A 17,739-nucleotide genomic window follows, 5' to 3' on the forward strand; every position below is an offset into this window, starting at 1 on the left:
CTTTCATGCTCTACGGGCATCTGGGCTGTCATGCGCTACGGGCCGATCCGCGCTGCCGTCGACCCGCGATCGACCGGTGGCGCGCCGCCGACGGCCGCGCCGACCTTGGCTGACCTCCCCGACATCGGCGGGACGCTCATGGCACTCCGCCAGGGCCCACCGCCCCTGCCGTCAGGACGCCGGCGCCTCCGCGGCCCGCCCGGACCCGATGCCCAGCCGGTAGCCCACTCCGCGGACCGCCTGTATCGACAGGGCGTCACCGAGCTTGTGGCGCAGGGCGGTCACATGGGTGTCCAGGGTCTTCGTCGGCCCGAACCAGTTGATGTCCCAGACCGACGCCATGATGGCCTCCCGGGTCACCAGGCTGTCGATCCGCTCCGTGAGAAAGGCGAGCAGCGCGTACTCCTTGGGGCTCAGCGGGACCTCGACCCCGTCCAGGAAGGCCCGATGCGCCCGGCGGTCGACGGAGACCCGGCCGTAGGAGTCGCGCGGCGGCCGGGACCCCGCGTCGCGACAGCACTCCGGCCGCGGGCACCGGCCGTCGGGAAGGGAGTCCGTCGGACCGGGTCCGGCCGGGCGCCGACGCAGCACCGCCCGCATCCGCGCGATCAGCTCACGCATCAGGAACGGCTTCACGAGGTAGTCGTCCGCACCGGTCGCGCTGCCCGATCTGATCCAGCGACGAGAGTCGGGACAGCTCACACGCGGCGAACGCGCACTGCTGAGCCTCCTGGACATGGCAGGAGTCTCGCCCGAGGATTTCAAAGACTCCGACCAGCACGAACGACTTCTCCGCGAGCTGGAGAACTCCGGCAACGTCATCTCGGACGAGGTCTTCGAGTACTGGTCGCAGAACACTGAGCTGGAAGTCCAACTGAAGGTCCTGCCCCCCGAAACCGGGGCCCAGCCGCCCTTCCACGAGGGGCCGATCCTGCAGGTCCGCGTCTTCAACCGCCGCCACCGCGCATCGGTGCCCTTCGATGACCGCTCCCGCGGCTTCGTCTGGTTCTTCTCCTTCCTCGCCTACTTCAACGAGCTGGAGGCGGCTGGCACCACCGACCTGATCCTCCTCCTGGATGAGCCGGGGCTGTCCCTCCATGGCCGGGCCCAGGAAGACCTGCTCCGGCTGATCGACGAGCGGCTGGCCCCCAAGCATCAGGTCCTCTACACCACTCATTCCCCGTACATGGTCGACCCCGACCACCTCCAGAGGGTCCGGACAGTCATCGACATGGAGCGCGGCGGCGCGAAGGTCTCCGCTGAGATCTTCAAGGCCGATGAGGACACCGCCTTCCCGCTGCTGGCAGCGATGGGCGTCGAGATGACCCAGACGCTGTTCGTGGGCGAGCACACCCTGCTCCTCGAAGGCCCTAGCGACTTGATCTACCTCGATGTCCTCACGGACGTCGCAGAGGCGAACGGGTCCACCGGACTCGACCCGCGCTGGGTCAAGACGCCCATCGGCGGCTCCGGCAAGCTGTCCACCTTCGTGACTCTGCTGGGTGCGAACAAGCTGAATGTCGCCGTCCTCGTCGACTCCAGCACCAAGGACGTCGGAGCCGTCCAGCGACTGCGGGATAACGACCAGCTCGGCAAGAACGGGCTCGTCGAGATCAGCGAGTTCACCAACACGGCCGATGCGGACATCGAGGACCTCTTCGACCGGGACTTCTACCTCGAACTCATTAACCGCGCTTATGCCTCCGAGCTCACCAAGCCGATCACAGCCTCCGAGCTCAACGCCAAGGACCCCCGCGTCGTCCGACAGATCGAGGCGGTGTTCAAGAAGCGGAAGATCACCACGCGGTTCAACCACTACAGGCCAGCCGCGGTGCTCCTTCGCGAGCAAGCCGCGCTCGCACCGCGCATCGACGCAGCCACGATCACGCACGCCGACCAGTTGTTCACACGGCTCAACTCCCTGCTCCCCAAGCGTTGAGCTGAGTCCGGCCCGAGTGTCGCCCTGCCCAGCGTTCTCCCCACAAGTAGATCTTGACAGGCAAGGCAGCGAGTAAGAGCTGGTCACAGCCCCCCACTGCCCCGGCCAACGGCCGCCCCGGGGGGCAAGGGCACGGGGCCGGTCTTCGTCTCGCCTGAGCCCCGTCCGCTCAGGTGTCCGAGCCCATCTGGTCCTCCGCCGACAGGTGCTCCACTGTCCTCCCGGTCTCGGTGAAGGTCCGGGTGACATGGCCCGAGGAGTAGACCCACAGGATCCGCAGAGGGGTGTCGCCGACGTTTCGGAAGAGATGGGGGACCGGCGAGGGCACGTACGTCGTGTCGTACCGTTCCAGCCTGGTCACCTCGCCGTCGACCCACACCTCCGCCTCGCCCTCGAGGATCGTGACGTGCTCGTCGCAGTTGTGGGAGTGCAAGGGGGCCCCGGAGCCGACCGGGTACACGCTCATGCCGCTGGTGATCCTGTTCTCACCGCGCGCGGCCGGCGTGGTGACGAGCGGGGTCGTCACGACGGCGCCGCCGCGGTCGAGCAGGGGGACCTCGCCGGCCTTGATGATGGTGGTCATGGTGGCCGACGTTAGGTCGCCGCAGGCACGTTGGGGGGCCTCCGGCGTGCAGCTTTACCTTGCAATCCGAGAGGGGTGAGCTTCTCGGACACGGCTGTACCTTCACCTGGCACCGCACGGCTTCAGCGTCCGTGCGCCACCCCGTTCACGTTCCGCGCGGACCGCACGCCGGAAAGAGAAGGCAGGTACGGCCAGATGAGGCTTCCCGTTCTCAGCGATGAGGAAATGAACCCGCGGCAGCAGGAGCTGGCCGTCCGGATCGCCGGTCGCCGTGGTGCCGTCCGTGGGCCGTTCCGGGTCTGGCTGCACAGCCCCGAGATGTGCGAACGGGCCGAGTCCCTGGGCGCGTTTGCCCGCTTCGACTGCTCCCTGCCCAGGCATCTGCGCGAACTCGCGCTCCTGATGGCGGCCCGCAACTGGGACGCGCAGTACTCCTGGAACGCCCATGTCCACCAGGCGATCCAGGCCGGCATCCCGGAGGCCGCGGTCAAGGCCGTCGCCGAGAAGCGCGAGGCCGACTTCGACAACGAGGCCGATCAGACCTTCTACCGGTTCTGCAAGGAGATCCTCGACGAGCACTTCGTCGCCGACGACACCTTCGCCGCGGCTCTCGCGCATTTCGGCGCCAAGGGCCTCGTCGACACCATCGGTGCGCTCGGCAACTTCACCATGCTCGGCATGTGCCTGAACACCTTCCAGGTGGACCTTCAGGCCGGCAAGGAGCCTCCGTTCCCCGACATCCGCGGCTACGGCCGGGTGGCGCCCGAGGGCGGCCGACTGTGACTCCGGTGCCGCGGATCACCCCGGTGCTACGAGTACGGGGCGTCACCAAGTCCTTCGGCGGGGTCGCCGCCCTCAAGGGGGTCGACCTCGATCTGTATCCCGGTGAGATCCACGCCCTCATGGGCATGAACGGTGCCGGCAAGTCGACGCTGGTGCAGGTCCTTTCGGGGGTGCACCAGGCGGACGGCGGTACCGTAGAGGTGGATGGCGAGAAGCATTCAGGGCTGACCGTGCGCAAGGCCCGCAGGCTCGGCGTCGCCTGCGTCCCGCAGCGCCGCGAGCTGGCGACGGGGCTCACCGTCGCCGAGAACGTCATGCTGGGCGACCTGCCCACCCGTGGCCGCACCGTGCGCTGGAAGGCCGTACGGGGAGAGGCCCGCGCAGCCCTGTCCGGGCTCGGCATCGACATCGACATCGAGCGGATCGCCGGGACCCTCACGGTGGCCGAGCAGACCATGGTCGAGGTGGCCCGCGAAGTGCGGAAAGGTAGCCGCATCCTGATCCTGGACGAGCCGACGGCCTGTCTCAGCGCCCAGGACGCGGACCGGATCCGCTCACTGGTACGCGCCCTGCGGGAGGACGGTGTCGCCGTCGTCTACATCTCGCACTACATCGACGAGGTCATGGCCGTCGCCGACCGCCTCACCGTCCTGCGCGACGGGGCCGTGGTCACCAGCGCCCCGGCCGCCGAGCTGGACCCGGCTTCCCTGGTCCGCAGCATGGTCGGCAGGGACGTCGTCTCGCGGCGCCCCGAGCGGCCCGCGCCGAAGGACGAACACGGGCTTGCTGTAAGGGGGTTGACGCAGGGCCGGGCCGTCCGGGACTTCTCCGTGGAGGTCCACAGAGGCGAGATCGTCGCCGTCCTCGGGCCCGCGGGCGACGCCCAGTCGCGGCTGTTCGACCTGTTGTCCGGACGGCGGCGGCCGGACGCCGGTGTACTCCACGTCGACGGCCGTATCGTGCCGTTCGGCCGGGTCGCCGCCTCGCTCGCCAGCGGCCTGCGCTGTGTCACCGGCGACCGCCGCACCCTGGGCCTGGTCCAGGGGTTGACCCTGGACGAGAACCTGATGCTTGCCGGTGACCGTCTCGCCCGCCGCCGACTCCACCGCCGGGGTGAACTCGCCCGCCGCGCCGCCCCGTTGCGCGACAGCTACGGAGTGGTCGCCCTCACCGGCAACCCGCCCGTGGGCACGCTGTCCGGCGGCAACCAGCAGAAGGTGCTGCTCGGCAAGTGGCTGGAGACCGACCCGATCGCCTGCTTCCTCGAAGACCCGACCAACGGCGTCGACGTCGCCGCCATGGCCGACATCCACACCCTCGTCGACGACCTCGCCGCCCGCGGCGTCGCCGTACTGCTCGCCTCCTCGTCCGCCGAGGAGGTCATGCGTCTCGCCGACAGGGTCGTCGTGGTCAGCGCCGGCCGCACGGTCGCCGAGCACGACATATCCGCCATCACCCGCGACGAACTCGTCGCCACCGCACTCGGAGGTCAGCCGAAGTGAGCCTCAAGACCCCCTCGGCCACCCCGGAAACCGCGCTGGGCCACCCCAAACCCCGAAGGCCCGCAAGGGAGGTGCTGCACGCTCCGCACGGCGGACTCGTCGTCGTCCTCGTCCTGGTCGCCGTGTTCACCGCCGTGCAGGCCGACTCCTTCACCACCTCGCAGAATCTGCTCAACGTGCTCCGGCAGATCGGCGTGACCGCCGTGATCGCGGCCGGGCTCACCCTGCTGATGACCGCCGGCGGCATGGACTTCTCCATGGGCAGCAACGCGGCGGTGACGGTGTCCGTGGGAGCCACGCTCCTGCACGACGGGCGGCCGACGTCCGTCACCGTGGTCCTCACCCTGCTGCTCGCCACCCTGATCGGGCTGGTGAACGGGCTCGTCGTGACCTTCACCCGGGTCGCGCCCTTCGTTGCCACGCTCGCCTCCGCGATGCTGTTCGACGGGGTCGCGCTACTTGTCCTCGACGGCGAGTCGATCACCATCGGGCAGCGGATGTGGGCCCTCGGCAACTCCAACGTGCTCGGGGTTCCCTACCTGTGCGTTGTCGCGGTCCTGGTGCTCGTCCTGACCGGTCTGGCCATGCGGTTCACCACCTTCGGACGGGACGCCTTCGCGATGGGCGGCAACGAGCACGTGGCCCGGCTGAGCGGGATCAACGTCCCAGGACGCAAACTCGCGTTGTACGCCCTCGCGGGTGCCCTCGCCGGCCTGGCGGGTCTCATGCTGCTGTCCCGTCTCGGCGCCGCCGCGCCCAACACCGGTGGACTGCAACTTCAGTTGACCGCCGTCGCCGCGGTGGTGATCGGTGGGACGTCTCTGACCGGGGGCCACGGGACCGTCGTAGGGACCGTGCTCGGAGTTGTACTGCTGGGAGTCGTGGCCAACGCGATGAACCTGCTCCAGGTCAATAGCTACTACCAGTACGTCGTGACCGGCGGCGTGCTGCTCGTCGCCGCGATCATCAACGAGTTCCAGCGGAAGTCCGTGCCGGGACATTAGCGACGGGTTCCGTCCGCCACCCCCTCACTTCAATGACGAAGGAAGGCCCGACCCCATGAAGTCCACCACCCGCTCCCGCCGTGCGCTCGCGGTCTCGCTCGGCGGCGTCTGCGCCCTGGTGCTGTCCGGCTGCGGTTCCGAGTCTGACGCCGGGGGCACTGTCGAGGGCTCGGTCACCCTCGGGTTCGTCAACGGCGCCAACACGCACTTCCATCAATGTCTGCTGAAGGCGGTCGAGCAGACCGCGAAGTCGGAGAAGGCCACCGTCTACTCGGCCAACTCCAAGCAGGACGCCGGGACCGAGCTGTCCAACATCGAGGACATGATCGCCCGGAACGTGGACGCGCTGATCGTGCAGACCGTCAACGTCGACGCCCTGGAAGGGGACATAGCGAAGGCGAAGAACGCAGGCATCCCGATCTACCTCACCTCTGTCGCCACCTCGGACACCTCCGACGTGCTCGGGGTCGCCAAGGTCGACCTCAAGCAGGTCGGCGTGCTGGACGCCGGGTGGATCGCGAAGGACGCTGCCGGCAAGGACGTGAAGGTCGGCATCGTCGCCGGGGCTCCGGGCGCCGCATCGGACCTGCTGGTGGGCGGCTTCAAGGGCGCGCTGCCGGCGACCGCGAAGGTCGTGGCGAACCAGCCCGGCATGTTCAACCCCGCCAAGGCGCAGGACGTCGCCGAGAACATGATCCAGGCCCAGCCCGACCTCGACTACGCCTTCGTCGCCAACGAGGAGATGGCCTTCGCGGTCCGCAAGGCCTTCGAAGCGGCCGGCGCTGACGACGTCAAGATCGTCAGCGTCAACGGCACGGAGGACGGGCTCGCGGCCGTGAAGAGCGGGCAGCTCTCCGCGACCGTCGCCAACTCCGCGATGACCATCGGGCAGACGGCCGTGAAGAACACGATCGGCCTGCTCAACAAGGACAAGACCGTTGACAAGATTGCCAACATTCCTCTTGTCTTGGTCACCGAGGACAACGTGGGCGAAGCGCCGCAGTACTGCCCCGAGTAAGGAGCCACCCATGGACCGCCTGCTTCTCATGCACAGCTTCGTCACCGTGGCACAGGTCGGCAGTTTCAGCGGGGCCGCCAAGAAGCTGGGCTCCTCCGGCTCCCTGGTTTCACGGCACGTCGCCGAGCTGGAACGGCAGGTGGGCGTACGTCTGGTCAACCGCACGGCCCGCTCGGTGAGCCTCACCGAGCCGGGTCGGCGTTACGCCGAATTCGCCGCGCGGATTCTCGACGAGATCGAGGCCGAGGACGCCGGAATAGCCCAGTCGCACGACCGCGCCGAAGGCACGCTCAGCATCATCTGCCCGAAATGGATAGGCAGCCTGGACCTCGGGGACGCCATCGCCGCCTTTGCCGCGGAGCACCCCAGAATCCAGATCCGTTTCGAACTCGGCGGAATGTCCGACCGGACCTACGACTTTCTCGACAGCGGATTCGACATCGCCTTCCACACCCGCGATCTGCGCGACTCCAGCGTCCGGCTCAAGAAGGTCTCCTCGCTGCCGTTCGTGCTGTGCGCCTCCAAGGCCTACATCGACCGGCACGGCAGCCTCGGTCACCCGAACGACCTGGCGAACCACGACTGCCTGGTCCATGTGAACGACCCGGTCTGGCGCATCGGCCACGGACACGCGAGCACCCTGCACAAGATCCGCAACATCGCGTTCTCGTCCAACTCCTACATCGCGCTCCAGAAGGCCGCCGTGCACGGCCGGGGCATCGCCCTGCTCCCGCAGCGTCCGGCCTACGACGACCTCGTCTCCGGCGCCCTGCAGGTCCTGCTCCCCGACCTCGCGGTCCCCGACCGCCCCCTGTACGCGATCTACGGCCCCGGACACGACACCCCGCGCAAGGTGAGCGTCTTCCTGGACTTCCTCAGCGAGTGGTTCTCGCAGAACCCCATCCCGGTGATCCGGCCGTAGCTGCAACAAACGATTGCGCACCTCGTGCGGCTCGGGTCATTGAGGCTCTCGCGTGCCGAAACCTACGCTCACGAGGCGACCCGGAAACGAGGAGTCCATGGGAATCCAGAGAATCGAATCGGTCACCTACGGCATCGACGACCTCGGCGAGTGTGTCCGTTTCTTCGAGGACTTCGGGCTGTTCCCGGTGGAGCGGACCGACGAGCACGCCGTGTTCGAGACGCTCACCGGACAGACGCTCCACCTGGACACGGAGCTCCTGTCACCGCCTCCCGTGGAGGCGGGACCCACCCTGCGCGAGGTGGTGTGGGGCGTCGACACCCGGGAGGAACTGGAGCGACTGGTGGCCGCGGCAGGCAAGGACCGGGAGATCCGGGAGAGCGCCGACGGCGTCCACCACACCGTCGACGAGACCGGCTTCGGCGTCGGGCTGACCCTCGCCCGGCCCAGGCCGGCACCCGTCACCCCGCGCCCCGCCAACGCGCTCGGCGAGGTCCACCGCTGGAACACCGCCCTGGAGCCGCTGGGGCGCGCGTATCCGCTGCGCATGTGCCATGTGGCCCTGAACATCCCGAAGGCCGGCAAGGACGAGGCGGTCGCGTTCTACACCGAGCGCCTCGGCTTCCGCCCCACCGACGTCGTCGAGCCGATGGGCGTCTTCATGCAGGCCCCCGGCGACGACGACCAGCACACCATGCTGCTCTGCCACCGTCCCGACCGCGCGGGCGTCAACCACATCGCCTACGAGGTGCCCGGCTTCGACGATGTCGTCGAGGGCGGCAACTTCATGATCGAACGCGGCTGGCGGGAGGCCCGCAGGCTCGGCCGCCACACCATCGGCTCCAACGTCTTCCGCTTCCTGCACGCCCCCTGCGGCGGCCGCGTGGAGTACGCCGCCGACATGGACCGGGTCGACGACTCCTACGAGACCCGGGTACACGAGACCACCCCGCCGCACCACATCTGGGCCCTGCGCACCAACCGCGACCAGGACGCCCCGGCGTCCTGACCCGCACCCTCCGGCGCGGTCGGACCGCGACCCCCTAGAGCCAGCCTGAGAGGCACCCACCCATGACCACCGACCACGGCTACCCCGCCGTCCGCATGTACATCGCGGGCGAGTGGTGCCAGGGCGGATCCGGCACCACCGCCCCGATCGTGAACCCGGCCACCGAGGAGGCGATTGGCGAGGTACCGCTGGCCGCCGCGGCCGACCTGGACCGCGCCCTCGCCGCCGCCGAGGAGGGCTTCCGCGTCTGGCGCGGCACCCCCGTCGCCCGGCGCACCGAGATCCTGCACGCCGCCGCCGACCTGATCGCCGAGCGGGCCGTCGAGATCGGCCGGATCAGCACCCTGGAGCAGGGCAAGCCTCTCGCCGAGTCCACCGGCGAGGCCCGCCGCACCGCGGAGACCCTGCGCTGGCACGCCGACGACGCCCGCCGCGCCTACGGCCGGATCATCCCGTCGGCCCCCGGCACCGTGCTCACCGTGCGCCGCGAGCCGCTCGGTCCGGTCGCCGCCTTCGTACCGTGGAACTTCCCGGTCGGCGGCCCCAATCGGAAGATCTCCTCGGCCCTGTCCGCGGGCTGCTCCCTCGTCATCAAGGCCTCGGAGGAGACCCCGGCCACCGCCGCCGCACTGGTCGCCTGCTACGCCGACGCGGGCCTTCCGGCCGGTGTCCTGGGCCTCGTCTTCGGCGAACCGGCCGAGGTCTCCGCCCACCTCATCGCCTCCCCGGTCACCCGCCTGGTCGCCTTCACCGGCTCGGTCCCCGTCGGCAAGCTCCTCGCCGCCGAGGCCGGCAAGGTCATGAAGCCCTCCCTGATGGAACTCGGCGGCCACGCCCCGGTGATCGTCTGCGCCGACGCCGACCCCGTGCAGGCCGCCCGCAAGGCCGCGCAGGCCAAGTTCGCCAACGCAGGGCAGGTCTGCACCTCCCCGAGCCGCTTCCTCGTCCACGAGAGCCTCGTCGAGGACTTCACCGCTGAGTTCGTGAAGGCCGCCGAGGCGCTGGTCGTCGGTGACGGTCTGGCCGACGGCACCAGGATGGGCCCCCTCGCCAACGAGCGCCGCCTCAAGGCGATGGAACGCCTCACCGCCGACGCCGTCGCCCGCGGCGCCAAGGTCCTCACCGGCGGCGAACGGCTCGACCGCGCGGGGTACTTCTACGCGCCGACCGCCCTGACGGACGTACCGCAGGACGCGGAGGTGCTGCACGAGGAGCCGTTCGGACCGATCGCGCCGATCGTGCCCTTCGCCGATCTGGACGCGGCACTCGCCACGGCGAATCAGCTGCCCTACGGCCTGGCCGCCTACGGCTTCACCCGCTCCGCCGCGACCGCCGAGAGGCTCTCCGACGCGCTGGAGGCCGGCATCCTCTCCCTCAACCACTGCGGCGGCTCGGTCCACGAGGCCCCCTCCGGCGGGGTGAAGGACAGCGGCTACGGCCGGGAGGGCGGCCCCGAGGCCCTGGACGCCTACCTGGTCACCAAGCGCGTCTCCCACCTGCTGGTGCCATGAGGTACGCGCGAGTCTCGGTCGGCGGCCGGGCGGTGTGGGGCCGGGTGGAGGAGTCGGAGATCGAGCTGCTGTCCGACTCCCCGCTGGAGGGCACACCGGACGTCATCGGCACGGTGGCGCGCGAGGCGGCCGTATGGCTGCCTCCGGTCGTGCCCGGGGTGTTCTACGCGGTCGGCTACAACTACCCGCGCCACATCGCCCACGCCGGAGCCGACACCCCCGAGCGCCCCGAGGTCGGCTACCGCGCCAACAACGCGCTCACCGGCCACGGTTCGCCCATCGTCAAGCCCGTCGAGGTCGAGGGCCGCTTCGAGGCCGAGCCCGAACTCGTCGCCGTCATCGGCCGTACGATCCGCCACGCCACGTACGAGGAGGCGCGGAAGTCCGTCTTCGGCTGGACCATCGGCAACGACGTCAGCGCCCGCGCCTGGCAGCACCGGGACCGCACGTTCTGGCGCAGCAAGAACAGCGACACCTTCAAGCCGATGGGCCCCTGGATCGAGACGGACGTCGACCCGCTCACGCAGACCACCACGCTCCGGGTCAACGGCTCCGAGTGCGCGCGGTTCCCCACCGGCGACATGGTCTTCGACCCCTACGACTTCATCGTGGAGATGACCCGCCACCTCACCCTGCACCCCGGTGACGTGCTGTGGATGGGCGCCGAGTCGACCTGCCAACTGGAGCCCGGCGACACCGTGGAGATCGAGATCAGCGGCATCGGTGTGCTGTCCAACCCCGTACACCTCGAAGGGAATCGAGCATGAGCAAGGAACCCCGTTACATCCACCACGTCAACTTCCCCACGACCGACCCCGACCGTACGGCCGAGTGGTACACGAAGGTCTTCGGGATGAAGCGGATCATGCCCAAGTCCAACACCAAGGTGGTGCTGATGACCCGGGGCAACTTCGATCTGCACTTCACGCCCGTCGAGGAGATGGAGCGCATGGCGCCCTATCACTTCGCCGTCGAGGTCGACGACTGGGACGAGTTCATGGAACACCTGGGGGAGTTGGGCATCCGGCACACCCGGCCGATCCAACGCCCCGAGAACCAGTCGAAGTTCTGCTACATCCACGACCCCGACCACACCATGATCGAGCTGGTCTGGCACGGCAAGCGCCCCAACTGAGCACATCTGCTGAGGAGTTACCTCCCATGCCCATTGCCGACTCCGACGGCGCCTCCCTCTACTACGAGCGCCACGGCAGCGGTCCGGCGATCCTGTTCGTGCACGGCAGCGGCGGTCACCACGCCGCCTGGTGGCAGCAGGTCGCCGCACTGCGCACCGACTTCACCGTCCTCACCGTGGACCTGCGCGGCTTCGGCAAGTCCGACTCCTCCATGGACGAGTTCGACGGCCAGGACTTCCCCGGTGACGTGGTCGCCGTCCTCGACGCCGAGGACGTCACCGACGCGATGCTGGTCGGCCAGTCCATCGGCTCCGTCGCCGCCCTGCGCGCCGGCCTGCTGCGCCCCGAGCGGGTGAGCTCGGTGGTCCTCGGCCACTCCCTGGGCGGCATCAGCCACCCCGAGCTGAAGGAACTGGCCGCCGCCGACCGCGCCGAGGCCGTCAAGCTGCCGGTGATCGACCGGCTCCTCACAAAATCGTTCCAGTCGGAGCGCGCCGACCTCACCTTCCTGTTCCAGCAGATGGGCACGTTCAACGTGGCCAAGATGCAGGACCTGCGCAACCTCGACACCAACGGGCCCTCCCTGGAGGAGATCCAGGCGTCCGGAGTCCGGGTCGCCTTCCTCGCGGGCGAGAAGGACGCGGTCCTCAGCGTGAAGACCGTGACCCGCGCCCACGAACTGCTCCCCGGATCCCACCTGGAGATCGTCGAGGGCGCCCCGCACTCCATGTACTGGGAGACCCCGGGCCCCTACAACGCGGCGATCGCCCGGCTGCACCGCACCCTCACCGCACCGAAGGAAGCCGTATGACCACCCTCACCCTGGACGCCGCCGAGGAGATCATCGACGCCGCCCACAAGCGCTCCCAGGCCCTCGGAAAGGCGGTGAGCGTGGCCGTGGTGGACGCGGGAGGTTTCCCGATCGCGATCCGCCGTCCCGACGGGGCCCGTCCGCTCACCCCGGACATCGCCCGCGCCAAGGCCTACACCGCGGCGATCATGCAACGCCCCGGCACGATGCTGAAGAAGTGGCAGGAGAGCCAGCCCGTCTTCTTCGCCCAGCTCTCCCAACTCCCCGGCGCCGCCCTGCCGATCATGGCCACCGAGGGCAGCGTCACCATCAAGAAGGACGGCGAGATCATCGGAGGCCTCGGCATCGCCGGAGGCACCGCCGACGAGGACCAGCAGATCGCCGAGGAGGTCCTCCAGTCCCTCGGCTACGAGCTGGAGTTCGCCGCCTGGGGCGTCGCGGGCCGGCCGGCCGAGTCCGGAAAGGACGCATGACCCATGGCGGACACCTTCAACTACCGCATCGACCACCACGGCAGCCTGGTACGGCCGACCGACCTCGCCACGACCGGCGTAGAGCAGGCGGTCGAGAACGCGGTGGCCTACCAGCGCAAGCTGCGCTCCACCGTCGTCACCGACGGCGACTACCCCCGGGAGGACTTCCGCAGCGCGGTCCTTGACGGAGTGTCAGGTCTCCGCCGTACCGACGAGACCGGACCCGACGGTCTGGTCCGCTGGGTCGCGGAGTCCCTGCCCAAGGCGGACGGCCCCCTGGTCGCCGACTGGGCGGAGAAGCTCGCCGCACTGACGGTGATCGCGTCCAAGGTGACGCTGCCCTCCCCGGCGTACCTCGCCGCCACGACCTACCGGCCCGGCCTCGGCCCCTCCTCGGTCCGTGAACTGGGCGAGGCCCTGGCGGAGATCGTCCGGGCCGAGATCGCCCTGCTGGTCTCGAAGGGCGTACGCCTGATCCAGCTCGACAACCCGCTCCTCCTGGACGGGTTGCCCGACGACGGACTGCTGGCCGTCGACGCCCACGCGGTACGCCTCGACGAACGCCCCGAGGGCGTCCGCGTCGCCGTCTGCCCCGGCTGGCGGGCGCCTGCGGAGGTCGACCGCTCCCGGATCGAGAAGATGTACGAGGGGATCCCGGCCGACCGCTGGGTCCTCCCCTTCGACCAGGGCACCGAGGCCGAGCTCGACCTGGTCCGGACGCTGCCTGAGGACCGTGACCTGTGCCTGGGAGTGGTCGACGCGACCGTGCCCGACCTCGAGGACATCGACACGGTGCTGGCCAGGATCGACGCGGTCGGCGAGTTCAGGGACCTGGAGGACGCGGCGCTGTCGCCGTCCCGGGGCTTCGCCGACGTGGCGAGCCGCCCGCTGCTGACCGCCGAGGGCCAGCGCGGGAAGCTCGTCCTGGTGGAGACACTGGCCCGGTACGTGTGGGGCAACGAGTTCTGACGCCCCTCACAGGAGTTCGGCGAAGGTCACCGACCGCTCCGTCAGCAGCGGCCAGACCGTCTCCACGATGATCTCCCTGAAGTGGTCGGCGACCTTGTGCGCCTCGAACCCGTACTGATCGGCGTACCGCTCGTACAGCAGGAACTCACCCGGCCGGTCGACCACCGTGTGCACCTCGTACACCAGGTTGGCCGGCTCGGTGCGCGTGCCCTCCCGGGCCCTGAGCAGCGCGGAACGCACCGCGTCCGCGTCGGCGGGCTCGCAGCGGTAGTGGGCGACGACGGTGAAGGCCATGTTCTTCCTCCGGCGGAATGCGTGCTGGGACGAGCCGATTCCAGCACGAACCCCCTGATGAGCGGCCCGCGTGCCGCGCAACCAATGTCTGCCGCCCCGGGGCTGGTCCCACCCCCGCACGGTGAGGTGTCGTGAACCGTATGCGTACTCTCGAAACCCTGTCCGGCGGCGAGTGGGTGACGACCGGCGACTGGATCGACGTCCACGACCCGGCCGACGTCCGCACCCCGATCGCCCGGATCCCCGCCCTCACCGCCAAGGACGTCACCCGCGCCTACGACCACGCCGAACGCGCCTTCGCCGGCTGGAAGCGCACCAGCCCCTTCGAGCGGGCGAGGATCTTCACCGACGCGGCCCGGCTGATCCGCGAGCGGGTGGACGAGATCGCGAAGGACGTCACCGCCGAGAACGGCAAGACCCTCGCGGAGGCCAACGGCGAGACCCTCAAGGCCGCCGACTTCCTGGAGTACTACGCCGGTCTCGCCCGCCAGGGCTACGGCACCCTCCTGCACGACGTACGCCCGAACCACCGCACCCACACCCAGCGCGAGCCCATCGGCGTGATCCTGGTGATCAGCCCCTGGAACGACCCGCTGATCACCCCGGCCCGCAAGCTCGCCCCGCTGCTCGCGGCGGGCAACGCGGCCGTGTTCAAGCCGGCCACCGAGACGCCCCTCTCCGGGCTCCACTTCGCCCGGGCCCTGCACGACGCGGGCCTGCCGTCAGGGGTGCTCAACGTCGTCACCGGCCGTACGGCGGAGATCGAGGAGGCCCTCCTCGACGACCACCGGATCGTCGGCATCACCTTCACCGGCTCCAACGCCGTCGGGGGCCGCATCCGCCGCCGGCTCGCCGACCGCAACGTCCGCTTCCAGGGCGAGCTGGGCGGCAAGAACGCCTCGGTCGTGCTCAGGGACGCCGACCTGGCGGCCGCCGTGAAGGCCGTCGTCGCCGCCTCCTTCGGCCAGGCGGGCCAGCGCTGCACCGCCACCAGCCGGGTGATCGTCGAGCGGCCGGTGTACGAGGAGTTCACCCGGCTGCTGGTCGCCGAGGTAGAGACCCTGAAGGTCGGTCCGGGCAGTGACCCGGCGACCACTCTGTGCCCGCTGTCGAGCCCGAAGCAGCGGGACTCGGTGCTCGCCGACCTGGCCAGGGCCGTCGAGCAGGGCGCCACCGTGTTGGCCGGCGGCGCGGCGGACACCACGGGGGAGCGGGCGCACGGCTGCTATGTCCAGCCGACCGTCCTCGCCGGCATCACCCCCGAGACGGCCATTTGGCGCGAGGAGGTCTTCGGCCCTGTCCTCGTCGTCCGCGCCGTCGAGGACTTCACGGAAGCCGTCGACGCCGTCAACGACTCCGACTTCGGCCTGGCGGCGGCGGTCTTCACCCGTGACCTCGCGAGCGCCCACCGCTTCGCGGACGACGTCGAGTGCGGGCAGATCGCGGTCAACTCGACCACCACCGGCTGGGACGTCCACTTGCCGTTCGGCGGCTTCCGCGACTCCGGCACGGCCTACAAGGAGCAGGGCGACGAGGTGCTCCGCTTCTCCACCCGCGTCAAGACGGTCGCCGTCCACCTGGGGGAGCCGGCCCGTGGCTGACGAGACCGTCGGCATCGTGGGCGCCGGAATCGTGGGCCTGGCCACCGCCCGAGAGATCGCCCTGAGCCGCCCCGGCACCCGGGTCGTGGTCCTGGAGAAGGAGCGGGAGGTCTCGCTCCACCAGACCGGCCACAACTCGGGTGTCGTGCACGCCGGCATCTACTACAAGCCAGGCAGCCTCAAGGCCGACCTCACCGTCCGGGGCGTCTGTCTGCTCCGCGAGTACTGCCAGGACCGCGAGCTGCCGTACCGCGAGATCGGCAAGCTGGTGACGGCCGTACGCGAGGACGAACTCGGCCGGATGAACGACCTGTACGACCGGGCCAGGAACAACCACGTGCCCGACCTCAGGAAGGTCTCCCGCGAGGAGATCCGGGAGATCGAGCCGAACGCCGGCGGGATCGCCGCCCTGCACTCCCCTCGCACCGCGATCACCGACTACCCGGCGATCGCCCGCGCCTTCGCCAAGGACGTCGTCGACTCCGGCGGCGAGGTGCGGCTCGGCTTCCCGGTCACCTCCATCACCTCCGTCCCCGGCGGCATCGAGGTGGCGTCCGGACAGGAGCGTCTGCGGGTGGACCGGCTGATCCTGTGCGCGGGGCTCCAGTCGGACGTGGTCGCGGGGCTCGCGCAGGACAGGCAGGAGCTGCGAATCGTCCCGTTCCGGGGCGAGTACATGCTGCTCAGGCCCGAGCGGGCGGACTTGGTCCGGGGCCTGATCTACCCGGTGCCCGACCCCCGTTACCCCTTCCTCGGCGTCCACTTCACGCCCCGCGTGGACGGCTCCGTGGAGGTCGGCCCCAACGCCGTCCTGGCTCTCGCCAGAGAGGGCTACACCCGGACCAAGGTCTCCCCGAGGGACCTCCTCGGCCTCGCCGCCTACCCCGGCGCGTGGAGGATGGCGGGCCGGCACTGGCGTACCGGAATCAGGGAGTACCGCGGCTCCTTCTCCGCGACGGCCTTCATGAAGGACGCCCGGCTGTACGTGCCCGGCGTCACGGTGGCCGACGTCGTACGAGGAGGCGTCGGTGTGCGCGCCCAGGCGCTGGACCGCGACGGCACCCTCGTGGACGACTTCCGCATCCATCAGGTCGGCCGGGTCACCGCCGTACGCAACGCGCCCTCGCCCGCCGCCACGGCCTCGATGGCGATCGCCGAGCACATCGTCGAGGCGGTGTTCCGGAACCCGTCCGCAACCTGAGAGTTCCCTGCGTACGGCGCACTTACTGGTTGCGCTCCCGGGGACTCCGCAAGGCCTCACCGCCCGCCTAGCGTTCCTTCCGCACCACCCCACCACCTGCTCAACGGAAAGAGTTGAAGACATGTTCGTCGTCGACACCCAGATCCACATCTGGAAGGAAGAGACTCCGGACCGCCCCTGGGTGCCGGGCGCGCGGGAGCGCATCCGCCTCAACGGCCACCGCGAGGACCCCTTCTCCTACGAGGAGGCCCTGGAGCTGATGGACGAGGCCGGCGTCAACCGCGCGCTGATCCTGCCGCCGTCCTGGGAGGGCGACCGCATCGACTACGCCCTGGAGGCCTGCGAGGCGCACCCGGACCGCTTCGGCATCATGGCCCGCATCCCGCAGAACAAGCCCGAAGAGGGCAAGGCGATGCTCAAGGACTTCGCGCAGAACCCGCACGTCAAGGGGACGCGACTGACCTTCCACCGGCCGATCGACCGCAACTGGATGATCGACGGCACCAACGACTGGTACTGGCCGATCGCCGAGGAACTGCGCATCCCGACGATGGTCCACGCGCCGATCTGGAAGCGCGAGCTCGGGGAGATCGCCGCCAAGCACCCCGAACTGAAGATCATCATCGATCACATGGGCATCATGGCCCGCTGTGTCGACGACGCGATCGGATACTGGGTCCAGGAGACCGCCGACCTGGCCGCCCACCCGAACATCTACGTCAAGGTCTCCGCGCTGCCGGGCTACTCCACCCAGCCCTTCCCGAACAACAACATCCAGAAGTACGTCCGCGAGATGGTCGACAAGATGGGCCCGCAGCGCTGCTTCTACGGCACGGACATCACGCGTCTGCTGGGCCACGGCATCACCTACACCGACACGATCGAGCAGTTCACCAAGCACTGGGACTTCACGCCCGAGGAGCTTGAATGGATCATGGGCCGCGGTATCTCCGAGGTCCTGAACTGGCCGATCGAGGGCTGAG

The 17,739-nt window shown here is 69.6% G+C and carries 18 protein-coding genes and 1 pseudogene; 16 read left to right on the plus strand and 3 right to left on the minus strand.

Annotated features, from left to right (window positions below; all coding sequences use genetic code 11):
* Positions 1 to 171: 171 nt before the first annotated feature.
* Positions 172 to 654, minus strand: a pseudogene (locus G3I78_RS30830) (response regulator transcription factor); the annotation flags it as partial.
* 82 nt (positions 655 to 736) lie between these two features.
* Between G3I78_RS30830 and G3I78_RS30835 the strand changes: the two are divergent.
* On the plus strand, positions 737 to 1,939 hold the full coding sequence (locus G3I78_RS30835; RefSeq protein ID WP_203615768.1) for an AAA family ATPase: 1,203 nt from the start codon (positions 737 to 739) through the stop codon (positions 1,937 to 1,939).
* Between the two features lie 169 nt (positions 1,940 to 2,108).
* Here G3I78_RS30835 and G3I78_RS30840 read toward each other — a convergent pair whose 3' ends face one another.
* Positions 2,109 to 2,522 carry a cupin domain-containing protein gene (locus G3I78_RS30840; protein ID WP_164430517.1) on the minus strand — a complete coding sequence of 138 codons (414 nt, stop codon included), beginning with the start codon at positions 2,520 to 2,522 and terminating at the stop codon, positions 2,109 to 2,111.
* Positions 2,523 to 2,747: 225 nt separating this feature from the next.
* Between G3I78_RS30840 and G3I78_RS30845 the strand changes: the two genes are divergently transcribed.
* The 12 genes from G3I78_RS30845 to G3I78_RS30900 all read left to right on the plus strand — a co-directional run bounded on the left by G3I78_RS30845 (position 2,748) and on the right by G3I78_RS30900 (position 13,660).
* A complete protein-coding gene (locus G3I78_RS30845) occupies positions 2,748 to 3,305 on the plus strand; it encodes a carboxymuconolactone decarboxylase family protein (RefSeq protein ID WP_164430519.1) in 558 nt (185 codons plus the stop codon).
* Positions 3,306 to 3,310: 5 nt separating this feature from the next.
* Positions 3,311 to 4,807 (plus strand): sugar ABC transporter ATP-binding protein, encoded by a 1,497-nt coding sequence (locus G3I78_RS53270; RefSeq protein WP_343243887.1) that lies wholly within the window; start codon positions 3,311 to 3,313, stop codon positions 4,805 to 4,807.
* Positions 4,804 to 5,811, plus strand: a complete 1,008-nt coding sequence (locus tag G3I78_RS30855; protein WP_164430521.1) for an ABC transporter permease — start codon at positions 4,804 to 4,806, stop codon at positions 5,809 to 5,811. The genes G3I78_RS53270 and G3I78_RS30855 overlap by 4 nt, the downstream gene beginning before the upstream one ends.
* A gap of 55 nt (positions 5,812 to 5,866) precedes the next feature.
* On the plus strand, positions 5,867 to 6,829 hold the full coding sequence (locus tag G3I78_RS30860) for a sugar ABC transporter substrate-binding protein (protein WP_164430523.1): 963 nt from the start codon (positions 5,867 to 5,869) through the stop codon (positions 6,827 to 6,829).
* A 10-nt stretch (positions 6,830 to 6,839) separates the two neighbouring features.
* Positions 6,840 to 7,751 carry a LysR family transcriptional regulator gene (locus tag G3I78_RS30865; RefSeq protein WP_164430525.1) on the plus strand — a complete coding sequence of 304 codons (912 nt, stop codon included), beginning with the start codon at positions 6,840 to 6,842 and terminating at the stop codon, positions 7,749 to 7,751.
* A 97-nt stretch (positions 7,752 to 7,848) separates the two neighbouring features.
* Positions 7,849 to 8,760 (plus strand): VOC family protein, encoded by a 912-nt coding sequence (locus G3I78_RS30870; protein ID WP_164430527.1) that lies wholly within the window; start codon positions 7,849 to 7,851, stop codon positions 8,758 to 8,760.
* 62 nt (positions 8,761 to 8,822) lie between these two features.
* Positions 8,823 to 10,271 (plus strand): NAD-dependent succinate-semialdehyde dehydrogenase, encoded by a 1,449-nt coding sequence (locus G3I78_RS30875; protein ID WP_164430529.1) that lies wholly within the window; start codon positions 8,823 to 8,825, stop codon positions 10,269 to 10,271.
* The gene (locus G3I78_RS30880) at positions 10,268 to 11,038 is read left to right on the plus strand and encodes a fumarylacetoacetate hydrolase family protein (protein ID WP_164430531.1); all 771 of its coding nucleotides are present in this window, start codon (positions 10,268 to 10,270) and stop codon (positions 11,036 to 11,038) included. The genes G3I78_RS30875 and G3I78_RS30880 overlap by 4 nt, the downstream gene beginning before the upstream one ends.
* Positions 11,035 to 11,406 (plus strand): VOC family protein, encoded by a 372-nt coding sequence (locus tag G3I78_RS30885; protein WP_164430533.1) that lies wholly within the window; start codon positions 11,035 to 11,037, stop codon positions 11,404 to 11,406. Before G3I78_RS30880 ends, G3I78_RS30885 begins: the two co-directional genes overlap by 4 nt.
* A 26-nt stretch (positions 11,407 to 11,432) precedes the next feature.
* Positions 11,433 to 12,218, plus strand: coding sequence for an alpha/beta hydrolase (locus G3I78_RS30890; RefSeq protein WP_164430535.1), 786 nt, complete (start codon positions 11,433 to 11,435; stop codon positions 12,216 to 12,218).
* On the plus strand, positions 12,215 to 12,691 hold the full coding sequence (locus G3I78_RS30895; RefSeq protein WP_164430537.1) for a heme-binding protein: 477 nt from the start codon (positions 12,215 to 12,217) through the stop codon (positions 12,689 to 12,691). The genes G3I78_RS30890 and G3I78_RS30895 overlap by 4 nt, the downstream gene beginning before the upstream one ends.
* A 3-nt stretch (positions 12,692 to 12,694) precedes the next feature.
* Complete coding sequence (locus G3I78_RS30900) at positions 12,695 to 13,660, plus strand: methionine synthase II (cobalamin-independent)-like protein (protein WP_164430539.1); 966 nt, start codon at positions 12,695 to 12,697, stop codon at positions 13,658 to 13,660.
* Positions 13,661 to 13,666: 6 nt separating this feature from the next.
* Here the strand turns inward: G3I78_RS30900 and G3I78_RS30905 are convergent, their stop codons facing one another.
* Positions 13,667 to 13,954, minus strand: a complete 288-nt coding sequence (locus G3I78_RS30905; protein ID WP_164430541.1) for a putative quinol monooxygenase — start codon at positions 13,952 to 13,954, stop codon at positions 13,667 to 13,669.
* Positions 13,955 to 14,094: 140 nt separating this feature from the next.
* Here G3I78_RS30905 and G3I78_RS30910 point away from each other — a divergent pair, with 140 nt between their 5' ends.
* From G3I78_RS30910 to G3I78_RS30920, 3 genes are all read left to right on the plus strand, one after another.
* On the plus strand, positions 14,095 to 15,555 hold the full coding sequence (locus G3I78_RS30910) for an aldehyde dehydrogenase family protein (protein ID WP_203615769.1): 1,461 nt from the start codon (positions 14,095 to 14,097) through the stop codon (positions 15,553 to 15,555).
* On the plus strand, positions 15,548 to 16,756 hold the full coding sequence (gene lhgO / locus G3I78_RS30915; protein WP_164430545.1) for an L-2-hydroxyglutarate oxidase: 1,209 nt from the start codon (positions 15,548 to 15,550) through the stop codon (positions 16,754 to 16,756). The genes G3I78_RS30910 and lhgO overlap by 8 nt, the downstream gene beginning before the upstream one ends.
* A 121-nt stretch (positions 16,757 to 16,877) precedes the next feature.
* Positions 16,878 to 17,738, plus strand: coding sequence for an amidohydrolase family protein (locus G3I78_RS30920; protein ID WP_164430547.1), 861 nt, complete (start codon positions 16,878 to 16,880; stop codon positions 17,736 to 17,738).
* Position 17,739: the final 1 nt, after the last annotated feature.

It is taken from the genome of Streptomyces sp. SID13726 (genome assembly GCF_010548375.1).
Taxonomy (GTDB): Bacteria; Actinomycetota; Actinomycetes; order Streptomycetales; family Streptomycetaceae; genus Streptomyces.